Raw genomic sequence first — 12,340 nt, 5'->3', positions numbered from 1 at the left:
GTCTTGTTGCCCGCTATTGTTGCGTTCTAGTTCGGGGTTGATGTCTTGCCGCGGGCGGCCGCAGGGTGTGCGCCCGCCACCAGATGATAGCCCCTTCGGCCTTCGCCGGGCGGGAACTTCTTTGCCAGTTCGGAAATCGCTTCGGCCAGCCCGGTGGTGAACCGGTCGAGTTCAGCCGGATCAGCAAAGCCGAGTTCCGCTTCGATGGTGAAGGTCAGCAGCCGGCTGCCTTCGGCCTCCGCCGCCGATTGCATGCGGGTGACCTCGCGCACAAGCGTTGCGGCAGCGCCGACCAGATGGCTGGCGGCATGCTTGTCCTGTGCGTCGATGGCATCGAGCGAGCGGGCCATCAGCCCAGGATCGAGAACGAAATCATCCGCACAGGCGCGAAAGAGCTGCTCGATGAATCCGCGCCGCTGCCGCGTGCCCGCCCGCGCAATCAGACCGGCTTTCTCGAGCGCCTTGAGGTGATACCCCAGCTGCTGCCGGGACGCGGAAAGCGTCTCGGCAAGGCTCGCTGCGGAACCGGGTTCCCTGAGCGCCGCCAGTATCCGTTGCCGGAGTGGCGTCAGCGCCGCCAGCGCCGCTTCAGGGTCAGAGATCAGTGCCTGGCTGGCCATTACGGCACCTTTGGTTTGTCGCCATCCATTTCCACAAGGCCCATGCGATTGCCCGCCGGATCCTTGAACAGGCCAAGCACGACCAGTCCTGGTACCTCGAAGCGCGGAGCATCAATGCTGCCGCCATTCGCGGTGATGGCCTCCATCGTCGCATTGATGTCGGGCACCCCGACATAGAGGAGCTTCTCAGCCGGATCCTTGCGGATCGTGCCGCTTAGGGGCGTGATTACCGGCACCGAGAATTCCGGCCCGCCGGTCTCCCAGTCGAAGACGGTCTTGTAGAAATCCTTGAGTGCGTCGTCTTGCGGTGCGGCGATATCAAAAAACACGATCGGTGCGGCCATTCCCTGCCTCCTGATTGGACTGTATCACCACCCAGATTTGAATAGAAAAAGAAATTTGTCAATTGACGTGACAGGAACCCGTGGTCCTGGCTGCCTGGCGTTGCTGTACTCCAGGTGCCAACCCCTCCGCCGTCATCCCGGACCAGCCCGCCGGTGTGAGGCAACCAGCCCGCCGGCGCGAGGCAATCAGCCCGCCGGCGTGAGGGAGTGAGAAGCGGTTGGCGCAGCCAAGCCGAGGCTCCGGTGGAGCCTTGGCAGCGCCCGAACACCCTGAGAGCTACGCTCGAAGGGTTGAACAGCTGCAATCTTCGCGCTGTCCCGGACCTCTGCCAGGCTGGCACGGGTTTCACCTCTCCCTTGGGGGAGAGGTCGATCCGAAGGATCGGGTGAGGGGGCCTCTACTGGGCATGAACAGCATCCATGATGAGGTGCATCGCGGGAAGCCGTTGTGACTATCCACGACCATTGAATCCCTTGCAGCGCCTCATGGACCCTCGGGTCTTACCCGCCTCGCGCCGGCGGGCTGCCCGAGGGTGACGAGGTGGGTGGAGGTGCGCAGTGCCACACTCTCCGCCGTCATTGCCCGACTTGTTCGGGCAATCCAGAATGGACCACCCGGATAAACCGGGTGGTGACGTGGGTGGGTGGTGGACCGATGCCGATGCTCATCTACGCCCTCACCCTGAGCCCTCGTGGTGAGCGTGTCGAACCACGAAGGGCGCGGGCGGAATGTGACAGCGCCTGTGATCTGCCTTTCCCTCCCCCTTGCGGGGAGGGACGTTGAGCAGGATTTGGCTTGCCAAATCCGTCGCGAGACAGGGTGGGGGTGACACGGAGATTGGGTGATGGCCCTGCCTCCCCTCCTTCGTCACCCTCGGGCTGGACCCGAGGGTCCATGATGAGCTGACGCACGGGAAATGGGCCTGTGGAGGAACGCGCCGCTACGCTAAGATGCGGGGCCACAGATCCTCCCATTTCGAGTTCATGCCTCGATCAGGTCGAGTTTCCATTGCCGAACCCAGCGCTTGAGGTTCTTCACCCGTTGAATGGCCAGCGGCATGGTGGGGTGTTCTTCGAAATAAACCAGCATCTTCACACCGTGTTGGCGGGTGAAGCCTTCCATCTCACCTTCGCGGTGTTGCCAGACACGCCGCACAAGGTCGCCGGTGACGCCGACATAAAGCGTTCCCCTCGGCTTGTTTGCCATGATGTAAACCCACGCGCACATTGCCAGATTGAGAGGCGTCATGGACCCTCGTCCTGAGCCTGTCGAAGGGCAAGCCCGAGGGTGACGAGGGGGTTGGAGGTGACCAGTGCCACACGCTCTGCGCTGTCCCGGACTTGATCCGGGACTGCGAGCCGTCTTGCCAATCGATCCGGTGGATCGATTGGAGGCGAGCAGGTCATGAGAGCTACGCTCGAATGGCAAGATGCCAAATGCAACCAGGCCCCGGCTCGGAGGCCGGGGCGGCCCGGGAGGATACTACCCCAAGCCCTCACCCTGAGGTGCGAGGTGAAACCGAGCCTCGAAGGGCGAGGGCGTGGTTGGCGTGTGCCCCCCACCCGGCCCGGCTATGCCGGTCCGTTCAGCGGGCAATCTCTCCACTGGAGAGATTGCTGGTTCCGCTTCACCCCCGCAAGGGGGAGGGTTTGGGCGGTGCCCGCTTCACCAATGGAGTTAAGGGACCAATGAGCTGGCCCCAATGTCACCTCCCCCTTGACGGGGGGTGACAAGCGGTTGGGCGAAGCCCAAACCGAGGTTCCGGTGGAACCTTGGTAGTGCTGGAACGGGTGGGGGTGGTGTTTCCGCCATTCGAGCGTAGCTCTCATGGCCTTTCTTCGCTCGCAAAGCTCCATCGGAGCTTTGCGTTGCCATCGGCAAACGCTCGAAAGTTATCCCCGCCCTCTGACACCCGATTATCATCCACCCACCTGCCGGCACGGAGCGAGGATGCATACGAGCCTTCCGCCGGAAAGGGTCCGGGTTCGATGGGGGTCGCTTCAGGGGAGGCCAAAACTGTGTCGGAGCCGGCTGCCGTTACGGCGGCAGCGCACCGTGGAAACATGGCGGGGATTGACCCCAGCCCGTTGACGCAGTCCAAGCCCAAAATCCCGGGTGAGAGAGGCGCTGGCCGTCTCATTGTTTTAGTTTTGCGACGAGACGCCCTGCGCCTCTCTCCCGCTCTGCTGATTTGAAACCCTGGAGACATCAGCCTGCCGGGCCTGTTGGGGTGTCTGATGGAAACAAGGGGAGATCAGCGTGGGAGAAGAAGGACGAGGCTCACTAGAGCCGCGGAGTTATGACCGTCCCGCCTTGCGGGGCAATCGGTCCGGTGAACCGATTGAAGGGAAGAACGCCCGGAGCGCTACGCGCGCTGGGCTGTCGGCCAACTTTTTGGCCGCGCCGTCGCAGGCGCAGCGGAGGTCACAGCGACCAGCGTCGTGACCGGAGCGGTACGCGCCGTGAGACAAAGAGAGAGCCGGGACCTCGTGTAATGTCTAGGCCCCGGATCAGGTCCGGGGCGGCCCGGGAGGATGCACCCCCAAGCCCTCACCCTGAGGTGCGACGTGAAACCGAGCCTCGAAGGGCGAGGGTGGCCCGAGTGGCTCATCCTTCGACATGCTCAGGATGAGGGAGAGTGTGCAGCAACGCCATACAAACACACCGCCCTGTCCCGGCCAGCCCTCCGGCGCGAGGGAGTGAGAAGCGGTTGGCGCAGCCAAGCCGAGGCTCCGGTGGAGCCTCGGCAGCGCCCGAACACCCTGAGAGCTACGCTCGAAGGGTTGAACAGCTGCAATCTTCGCCCTGTCCTGACCAGCCCGCCGGCGCGAGGCAGGAGAACACCCCGGGGGGCGGCAGCTCTACTGCAGCCCCACCGCATCGACGATTCCCTGCGGGCAGCCCCGGGAGCGGGTGGGGCCGGCGCGCAGCAATGCGCCGAGAGCGGGTGGAGCGCCGATGCTGCCGGTGAGCGCAAGCCGTAACTCAACGACCAGCCGACGATCTCCATCGTCTTCGCATTCGACAGTGACCCGGTCTCCGGTACCGTCGCCAAACGCGGCATCGAACGCGGCTCGGATGTCGTCCGCCTGAAGCGTCGATCCGATGGAGCCGGCGAACAGATCGCGGACGCCGCTTTCGTTCAGCGCCGCCAACAGGGCCAGGCTGTCAGCGAAATAGAGCTCCGCCCCGCCGCCATAACAGGTGCCATGCTTGATCCATTCATGCCGTTCGAGCGCCGATCGGGTGCCTGGCATCACGGTTTCGAGCTCGCGGGCGGTGGCGGTGGTCAGCGAAGGGGCCGGCAGACGATCCCACTGACCGCGCCGGTCGGCCGTCTCATTGGCTTCGTTCACCCCGCAATATTCGGTACCCCGTTCTCCGGGCCACAGCCCATGCAGGGCGAAGTGGTCGGCTTCGAACCGGTCCGGGTTCTGGTTTTGGCATTCCGGCTTGCCTGGCGCGGTCTCGCAAAACGCCGGCTGCCAGCTCACCGCGAGCACATTGAACGTGCTGGTTTGAGGCCGTTCGGCGGTGTTGCCGGATGCGGCTTCGGATGGCGGTTGGTCGCAACCACAAAGCGCCAGCGCAAGGGCGGCAAAAAGCACGGCACGCATGAGACTCATTCGGCGGCTTCAACCTCGGCGATGACCGGCAGGGTGACCCGGAAACAGGCGCCGCGTCCCCGCCGGCGCACCAGTTCGAGCTTGCCGTCCATGTTCGAGATGATCTCACGGCTGATGGCGAGGCCAAGCCCGGCCCCGGTCTGATCGCTCGACGAGCCGCGCCGTCCGCGCGAGAATTTCTCGAAGATGCGTTTCTGTTCGCTCGCCGGGATACCCGGGCCATTGTCGCGGATATCGACCCGGAATTGCTGCCCGTCCGCCGACCGCTTCACCTCGATGAACGGTTCGTCCGCGTCGTTATATTTGGCCGCGTTCGAAATCAGGTTGATGAACACCTGGCACAGCCGGTCCGGATTGGCATTAACGTGAACCTCGGCAGGCGGCGGACCGAGCTTGAGCTCCATCTCGCGCTTCCGGATCAGCGGAGTGCACACATCGATGGCCCGCTCGAGTGCGGCGTTCGCACTGGTCGGGGAGTTGATCCACTTCTGCTCCCCGCGCTCGAGCGCGTTGAGATCGAGGATTTCGTCCAGCAGCGAGGTAAGCCTCAGACTTTCAGTGTGGATTGTGGTCAGGAACCGCTCGCGTTCCTTGTTGCTGAGATCCTGGTGATCGAGAAGGATTTCGGAAAACGACCGGATCGAGGTCATGGGCGTGCGGACTTCGTGGCTGACCTGGGAGAGGAACTCGTCCTTTTGCTGGTCGAGCTCGCGCAGCCGTTCATTGGCGCGCTGCAGCTTGCGCGCAGTCGAGCGCAACTCGTCCGAGGTCTGCTCGAGCTGCTGCGAATATTCGATGGCCTGCTGGGTCTCGTCGGCCATCTGCATGACTTCTTCGAGTGAGATATTGTCGCCCGACACCACCTGGGACAGCATCACATGCGCCGAGGCGGCGCCGATCGAGCCGGCGAGTTCCTTTTCGAGGATCGAGATGAATTCCGGTGTGGGCTCCAGCGCCCGGCGCTGCACCCCGGTATGGGCCGCGAATTCGTCGAACAGGGCCGCCGCCCGTTCATAACCGAGCACCCGCTGGGCGACGAAGAAGAGATCGTTGATCGCTGCCGAGGAACGCGCAAAGCGGGATTCTCCGCCCGGCGGCCGCCGGAACGCATCAACGAACAGCGCCGACTGCAACTGCTCGAGCGCCGACTGTTTTGTGGCGAGCGAGATGGTGACAAGCGCGAAGGTGTTGGCGAACAGGCTCCAGAATACCGAATGCACCAGCGGATCGAGCCCGTGCATGCCCAACAGCGCCTGCGGTTTCAAAAGCGCGATCCCCCACGCGCCATTGGCAACGATATCGGCAACCCAGGGGCTTGAGCTTTCAAAGCTCGGCAGGAACAGCGTGTAGCCCCACAGCGCGAACCCCATGACCAGTCCGGCCAGCGCGCCCTTGGCATTGGCCTCGCGCCAGTAGAGTGCGGCGATCAGCGCCGGCACGAACTGGGCCACCCCGGCAAAGGCAATGAGCCCGATCGCGGCAAGCGCGGCGGATTCCTGTGTCGCCCAGAAATAGATGAAACCGAGCGCCAGGATGAACACGGTCGCCGCGCGCCGGCTGTTCAGCAAAAGCGTCGTCACGCCCTTGCCGTCCCCGAGCCCGAAGCTGTTCGGCGTGCGCAGCGCCAGCGGCATGACGATATGGTTCGAGACCATGATCGACAGCGCGATCGAGGCGATGATGATCATCGAGGTGGCCGAGGAAAACCCGCCGATAAAGGCGAACAGCGCCAATGCATCCTGATCGAAGGTGAGCGGCAGGGTGAGCACGAACAGATCCGGGTTGGCGCCCGCGGGCAGCATCGACAGCCCGACAATCGCGATCGGCATGGTGAAGATGCTCATCCCGAACAAATAGAGCGGAAACGCCCAGCTCGCGGTGCGCAGATGCCGTTCGTCCGAATTCTCCACAACGGTGATCTGAAACTGGCGCGGCAGGCAGATGATCGCGGCAGCGGCGAGCACATTGATCGCGACCCAGCGGGAGGAGAACATCTCCGAGCCTTCAAGGGTGACGCCGGCCTCAGCGGCACGCGAATAGACCTCGGAGAATCCGCCACCGATCCCGAAGACAACGAAGATGCCGACGGCGGCGAGGGCTAGGAATTTGACCACGGCCTCGAAGGCGATGGCGGCGACCACCCCGTGATGCTGCTCATTGGCATCGACATTGCGGGTGCCGAACAGGATCGTGAAGACCGCCATCGAGGCGGCGATGACAAGGGCCAGTTGCACCTCGTCAAAGGCGCCGGTGGCAGCCCCGTTGACGGCCGAGGCGCCGGTAATCACCTGCAGTGAAGAGGTGATGGCCTTGAGTTGCAGCGCGATATAGGGCGTGGTCGCGGTCACCGCGATCAGGGTGACGAGCACCGCGATACGCCCCGACTTGCCGAACCGCGAGGACAAAAGGTCGGCGATCGAGGTGATGCGCTGGCTGCGCCCGATGCGCACCAGCTTGCGCAGCCCGAACCACCAGCCGGTGAAAACCAGCGTCGGTCCCAGATAGATGGCGAGATATTCGAGCCCGTTGCGCGCCGCCGAACCGACCGCGCCGTAAAAGGTCCAGCTCGTGCAATAGACCGAGATGGCGAGCGTATAGATCAGCGGCGAGCGCAGGAACTTGCCCCGCCCTGACCGGGCCCGCTGGTCCGAAAAATAGGCAAGCGCGAACAACACGATCACATAGGCGACCGCCGTCGCAATCGCCACATTGGCGGAGATCATTCGTCCGCCTCTCGGGTCGGTTCATTGTCGGCGCGCTGTCGGCGACCGAATTCGGGCGCGGCCCGGCTCAGCGCCCAGGCCGAAACGATCAACGCCATCCACACGGTGAACAGGAAGGCGATGATCATCGGAAAGCCGAATACATGCAGCGACCTGTCGAACATCAACACGATCGGCGGCATGATCACGACCGCGCCGAGCACGGGAATGAAAAACGCGATCGATTCGAACTTGCGCCGATTGGTCATGCTCAGGCCGTACCGCCCATCAGCTTGCGCACCGCATCGACCACCTCCGCGTTCGAATAGGGCTTGGTGACGAAACCATTCGCTCCCAGCGCTTCGGCGGTGCGGCGGTCCTGCTGCTGGCCCTTGGCGGTGAGCATCAGCACCGGCAGACCCGCGGTGCGCGCCTGCGAGCGGATATGCTTGAGCACTTCAAAGCCTGAGCGCTTGGGCAGCATCACATCGAGCACCAGCACCCGGGGCGCGGTTTCCCCCACCGCGGCAATCGCCGCCTCGCCATCGGCGACCGAGGAGATCGACCACCCGGCGCGGCGAAAAATGAATTCAAGCGAATCGAGAATGCTCGGTTCGTCTTCGGCAATCAGAACGTCCACTGACACCGGCACTTCCTCCCATGTTCCGGTCTTGCTGCCGGTTTGCACCCAATCTAATGCCTATTTCACGCTTTCGCCAAGCTCTGCCCCATCGGCGCGCGGCGCAGGTGTTGATGAGCGGTTCGGCGCAGCGTCACGCTCGAAATCGTCGCGGGTGAAAGGTGCACGCACGTCCTTGTGTCCGTCGAGCCCCGGCATCGCCTCCTCCTGGCGATAGGCACAGTCGCGCCGCGTACATAGCCGGCAGGCCGGACCGACAAGCGTGTCCATGTCATCATCGCCCAGCGCCAGCCCCTGCCCGTAAATGGTGCGGTCGGCCTCGAGCGCGTCGCAGGCGAGCATGATGGCGGTGTAGAATGGCTGGTCGCGATAAGTGGCCGCCCGGCGGGCCGACGTCTTGGCGATGAACAGATAACGTGACCCGTCCGGGAAACGCGCAATCTGCCGGGTGACGGCGCCCGGGCTGCGAAAAGCCGAGTAGATCGTCCACAGCGGACAGGCATGGCCGGCATTGGGCAACAAAAGACCGGGCAGGGGGAACTGCTTGGTCAACCTCCCCGCCGGGTCCGCGCGCAAAAAGCCGAACGGAACACCGGCCTGCCCGTGCCGCTTGAGCGAAACGATGCGGTGCGCGACCTGCTCGAAGCTCGTCCCGAAACTCTGCGCCAGAAAGTCGACATCGTACCGCGCCGCCTCCGCGCGCTCATACATCGCCTCATAGGGCATCAGCATGGCCCCGGCGAGATAGGAGGAAAGCGCCCGATAGGCCAGCCGCCGCGAATCGGCGGTCGTCAGGCGCGTATCGTCGATCAGCGCCGACAGGACCCCTTCGGCGGCCAATTCCCCATAGAGCCGGGCGAGCTGGAACTGGCGTGTCGAGGCCATGGTGTTGGCCTGGAACCACAACACCTTTTCATCCGCATCGTAATGCACCTGGCCCGCTCCGCCGGGGCGGTCGCCGCCACTGGTGCCGCGCAGGACCCGCACCCCGAACCGGCTTTCGAGATGCTCGACCAGCCGGGTTTCGTCGAGCTGGCCGGTGACAGCCGCGTTACGGATGAGCTCACCGGCGGCATCTTCGAGTGCCGGGAAATAGTTTTGCTCATCGTTGATAAGGTCATCGACCTCGCGCATCGGGGTGACCGAGCGGTGCGACACCGCCTCGCGGTCGAACTGACGGATCAACGTCATCGCCACATCCGAAAGGGATCGGCTCTCCCGGCTGATCGCTGCGCCGAATCGCTGGCGTTCGGGCTCGGAAAGATCGGCTTCGTCATTGAGGATCTCTGCAGAGGAACGCACCGCGGTGATGTGAGAGAGCATCTGATGCAGCAATTCGGCCAGGAGCGGATCGGCCCTTAGCCGGTTGGCATAGACCTCGGCGCTGGCCAGCGCATCGAGATAACGCCGATAAAGAGCGTGCAACGCCGCCGCCGCTTGCGGCTGCGCGGCGACCAGATCGCGCGCATCGCTTTCGCTCAAACCGGTGCCGCCCAGCGCGGGATCAAGAAAGGCCTCGGTCAGATCGGCGATCATCCGCTGCTCGGAATCGCCGGTCAGTTCGTCGAGAGGGATCCCCATTTGAGCGGCGATGCGCTGAAGCAGCGCCCCACCGACATCGCGCTTATTGGCTTCGATGAGATTGAGGTAGCTCGGTGAAATGCCCACCGACCGGGCCATGCCGGACTGCGAAAAACCGCGCGCCTTTCTCAGATTGCGGATCTTTTGTCCGATCGGTGCGCGCATGGTCGGTCCCTGGATCTGGTCCGGTTGATGATAGCGGCTTGTAAAAGGATTTACAATAATACAGAAATTATGGTTCAAGCTTTTACAAAATAAATTATATATAACAACAACTTATTGCGTTTGTTTTCTGGCTGCCGGTAATCTGTGCAACGGCGTGGTGTGCCAGGAGGAGAGGGCGCGCCCGCCAAATTTCAAAGGAGGAGACCTATGAGCAAACTGAAGGGTGGCCTTAGCCGCCGCAAAGTGCTCAAGACGGCCGGCGCCGGCCTTGTTACCGCTGGCGTGGCACCGTCGATTTTCGTGCGGGGCGCCTGGGCACAGGAGTTCTGCAACAACCCCACCGGCGACACGGTGACCCTCGGCTTCAACATGCCGCTGACCGGCGCCTATGCTGACGAGGGCGCTGACGAGCAGCGCGCTTTCGAGCTCGCTGTCGAGCACCTCAATGGTGGAGGCGATGGCGGCATGCTGAACACGTTCAGCTCCAAGACCGCCACCGGCAACGGGATTCTGGGCAAGAAGGTCACCTATGTGACCGGCGACACCGCGACCGGCTCCGACGCTGCTCGCGATTCCGCACGCCGGATGATCGAACGTGATGGCGTGATCATGCTTTCGGGCGGTTCGTCCTCGGGCGTGGCCATCGCCGTGCAGGGTCTGTGTCAGGAACGCGGCGTGATCTTCATGGCCGGCCTGACCCATTCCAACGACACCACCGGCAAGGACAAGAAGCGCTATGGCTTCCGGCACTTCTTCAACGCTTATCAGTCCGGTACCGCGCTTGCGCCGATCCTGGGCGAGCAATATGGCACCCAGCGCCGGGCCTACCATCTGACCTCGGACTACACCTGGGGCTGGACCCAGCAGGAATCGATCAAGAACGCAACCGAAGCCCTCGGTTGGGAAACTGTCGAAACCGTGCTGACCCCTGTGGGTGCGGGTGACTTCTCGCAATACATCACCCCGGTTCTGAACTCGGGTGCTGACGTCCTGATCCTCAACCACTACGGCTTCGACATGGTCAACTCGCTGACCCAGTCGGTGCAGTTCGGTCTTCGCGATCGCCAGGCCAATGGCCAGGATTTCCAGATCGTGACACCGCTGGTTTCGGATCTGATGGCCCAGGGTGCAGGCGATGCCATGAAGGGCATTTACGGCACCTCGAACTGGGACTGGCAGTCCCCTGACGAGGCCAGCCAGGCCTTCACCAAGTCCTTCGGGGCCAAGTTCGGCCAGCCGCCCAGCCAGGCCGCACACACCTGCTATGTGCAGACCCTGCTTTATGCGGACGCGGTCGAACGCGCCGGCACCTTCTATCCGCCTGAAGTCATCAAGGCGCTGGAAGGTTTCGAGTTCGACGGCATGGGCAATGGCCAGACCTTGTATCGTGCGGAGGACCATCAGTGCCTCAAGCGCGTGCACGCCGTTCAGGGCCGCGAGAACCCGCAGTCGAACTTCGACCGTCTGGAGACAGTGGCCGTGGTCGAGCGCGACGTCGCGGACTTCGACGCTTCGCTCTTTGGCGGCGAGCTGGGCCCGTACGACGCGGCTGCCTGCTAATCCCGGCCCATTGCGTCAACAGCCCGGCCGCCACGTGTGGCCGGGCCTTTTCCGGTCAAAGGACCTATCGGAATGGAAGCGATATTCGCACAGTTTCTGAACGGGCTCGACAAGGGTGGCGCCTATGCGCTCATCGCTCTCGGGCTCACACTGGTTTTCGGCACGCTGGGTGTTGTCAACTTCGCCCACGGGGCGCTGTTCATGCTGGGCGCATTTTGCGCAGTCACCTTTCGCCGCCTGCTCACCCTTGAACAGGTCACCGTCAGCGAAACCGAACTGACCCCCTGGGGGAGCCCGCTGGAAATCCGCGTGCCATACGCGGAACAGTGGTTCGGTGATTTCGGTCAGGTCCTGATCGACTATTCGGTGCCATTCTCGATCCTTCTGGCCATACCAGTCATGCTCATCATCGGCGTCGCCATGGAGCGTGGCCTGATCAAGCATTTTTACAAGCGCCCGCACGCTGAACAGATCCTGGTGACCTTTGGTCTCGCCATCGTTCTGCAGGAAGTGGTGCGCTCGTTCTTCGGCGCCAACCCCATTCCCCAGCCGATCCCCTCGAGCCTTGTCGGTGCGGCCGATGTCGGCTCCTGGCTCGGCATGCAGGCCAACCAGGTTGTCTATCCCTGGTGGCGCCTGGTTTACCTGCTGTTTTCGGTGGTGGTGATCGGGGGCGTCTTTGCCTTCCTGCAATTCACCACGTTCGGCATGGTTGTGCGCGCCGGCATGGCTGACCGCGAAACAGTGGGCCTTCTGGGCATCAATATCGACCGGCGGTTCACGATCATGTTCGGTCTCGCCGCCATCCTCGCCGGGCTTGCCGGGGTGATGTACACGCCATTGCTGCCGCCAAATTTCCATCTGGGCATGGACTTTCTGGTGCTCAGCTTCGTGGTCGTCGTCGTTGGCGGCATGGGCTCTCTGCCCGGTGCTGTGGCCGCAGGCTTCCTGCTTGGCATCGTCCAATCATTCGCCTCGATGACAGAGGTGAAGGCAATCATTCCGGCCATCGACCAGATCATCGTCTATCTGATTGCCGTCATCGTTCTGCTGACGCGGCCCCGCGGCCTTCTCGGCAGGCGCGGCGTGATGGAGAACTAA

The 12,340-nt window shown here is 63.2% G+C and carries 10 protein-coding genes; 2 read left to right on the top strand and 8 right to left on the bottom strand.

Going from position 1 to position 12,340, the window contains the following annotated elements:
- Nucleotides 1–26: 26 nt before the first annotated feature.
- The 8 genes from G489_RS0114270 to G489_RS0114230 form a co-directional block, all read right to left on the bottom strand.
- Entirely contained in the window at nucleotides 27–620 is a 594-nt protein-coding gene (locus tag G489_RS0114270; protein ID WP_029042099.1) for an ArsR/SmtB family transcription factor, read from the bottom strand.
- A complete protein-coding gene (locus G489_RS21985) occupies nucleotides 620–964 on the bottom strand; it encodes a VOC family protein (RefSeq protein WP_051332669.1) in 345 nt (114 codons plus the stop codon). Before G489_RS21985 ends, G489_RS0114270 begins: the two co-directional genes overlap by 1 nt.
- 982 nt (nucleotides 965–1,946) lie before the next feature.
- Nucleotides 1,947–2,171, bottom strand: a complete 225-nt coding sequence (locus tag G489_RS20730; protein WP_342667644.1) for a GIY-YIG nuclease family protein — start codon at nucleotides 2,169–2,171, stop codon at nucleotides 1,947–1,949.
- 1,655 nt (nucleotides 2,172–3,826) lie between these two features.
- On the bottom strand, nucleotides 3,827–4,591 hold the full coding sequence (locus G489_RS0114250; RefSeq protein ID WP_155889409.1) for a ribonuclease T2 family protein: 765 nt from the start codon (nucleotides 4,589–4,591) through the stop codon (nucleotides 3,827–3,829).
- Nucleotides 4,588–7,314, bottom strand: a complete 2,727-nt coding sequence (locus G489_RS0114245; protein ID WP_029042097.1) for an ATP-binding protein — start codon at nucleotides 7,312–7,314, stop codon at nucleotides 4,588–4,590. The genes G489_RS0114250 and G489_RS0114245 overlap by 4 nt, the downstream gene beginning before the upstream one ends.
- A complete protein-coding gene (locus G489_RS20720; RefSeq protein WP_035872824.1) occupies nucleotides 7,311–7,562 on the bottom strand; it encodes a hypothetical protein in 252 nt (83 codons plus the stop codon). Before G489_RS20720 ends, G489_RS0114245 begins: the two co-directional genes overlap by 4 nt.
- Before the next feature lie 2 nt (nucleotides 7,563–7,564).
- Nucleotides 7,565–7,939, bottom strand: a complete 375-nt coding sequence (locus G489_RS0114235) for a response regulator transcription factor (protein ID WP_035872823.1) — start codon at nucleotides 7,937–7,939, stop codon at nucleotides 7,565–7,567.
- A 54-nt stretch (nucleotides 7,940–7,993) separates the two neighbouring features.
- Nucleotides 7,994–9,679 carry a helix-turn-helix domain-containing protein gene (locus G489_RS0114230; RefSeq protein ID WP_029042095.1) on the bottom strand — a complete coding sequence of 562 codons (1,686 nt, stop codon included), beginning with the start codon at nucleotides 9,677–9,679 and terminating at the stop codon, nucleotides 7,994–7,996.
- Between the two features lie 207 nt (nucleotides 9,680–9,886).
- Between G489_RS0114230 and G489_RS0114225 the strand changes: the two genes are divergently transcribed.
- Both G489_RS0114225 and G489_RS0114220 read left to right on the top strand, forming a co-directional pair.
- On the top strand, nucleotides 9,887–11,239 hold the full coding sequence (locus G489_RS0114225) for a substrate-binding protein (RefSeq protein ID WP_029042094.1): 1,353 nt from the start codon (nucleotides 9,887–9,889) through the stop codon (nucleotides 11,237–11,239).
- A gap of 72 nt (nucleotides 11,240–11,311) precedes the next feature.
- Nucleotides 11,312–12,340, top strand: a complete 1,029-nt coding sequence (locus G489_RS0114220) for a branched-chain amino acid ABC transporter permease (RefSeq protein WP_029042093.1) — start codon at nucleotides 11,312–11,314, stop codon at nucleotides 12,338–12,340.

It is taken from the genome of Cucumibacter marinus DSM 18995 (assembly GCF_000429865.1).
Lineage (GTDB): Bacteria > Pseudomonadota > Alphaproteobacteria > Rhizobiales > Devosiaceae > Cucumibacter > Cucumibacter marinus.
The sequence above is the reverse complement of the archived record's forward strand: the minus strand, read 5'-3'. Positions and strand labels throughout refer to the sequence as shown.

What these genes read in the sequence shown, in the direction of transcription:
- G489_RS0114270 (WP_029042099.1), bottom strand. Translation starts at nt 620, where the DNA reads ATGGCCAGCCAGGCACTGATCTCTGACCCTGAAGCGGCGCTGGCGGCG.
- G489_RS21985 (WP_051332669.1), bottom strand. Translation starts at nt 964, where the DNA reads ATGGCCGCACCGATCGTGTTTTTTGATATCGCCGCACCGCAAGACGAC.
- G489_RS20730 (WP_342667644.1), bottom strand. Translation starts at nt 2,171, where the DNA reads ATGGCAAACAAGCCGAGGGGAACGCTTTATGTCGGCGTCACCGGCGAC.
- G489_RS0114250 (WP_155889409.1), bottom strand. Translation starts at nt 4,591, where the DNA reads ATGAGTCTCATGCGTGCCGTGCTTTTTGCCGCCCTTGCGCTGGCGCTT.
- G489_RS0114245 (WP_029042097.1), bottom strand. Translation starts at nt 7,314, where the DNA reads ATGATCTCCGCCAATGTGGCGATTGCGACGGCGGTCGCCTATGTGATC.
- G489_RS20720 (WP_035872824.1), bottom strand. Translation starts at nt 7,562, where the DNA reads ATGACCAATCGGCGCAAGTTCGAATCGATCGCGTTTTTCATTCCCGTG.
- G489_RS0114230 (WP_029042095.1), bottom strand. Translation starts at nt 9,679, where the DNA reads ATGCGCGCACCGATCGGACAAAAGATCCGCAATCTGAGAAAGGCGCGC.
- G489_RS0114225 (WP_029042094.1), top strand. Translation starts at nt 9,887, where the DNA reads ATGAGCAAACTGAAGGGTGGCCTTAGCCGCCGCAAAGTGCTCAAGACG.
- G489_RS0114220 (WP_029042093.1), top strand. Translation starts at nt 11,312, where the DNA reads ATGGAAGCGATATTCGCACAGTTTCTGAACGGGCTCGACAAGGGTGGC.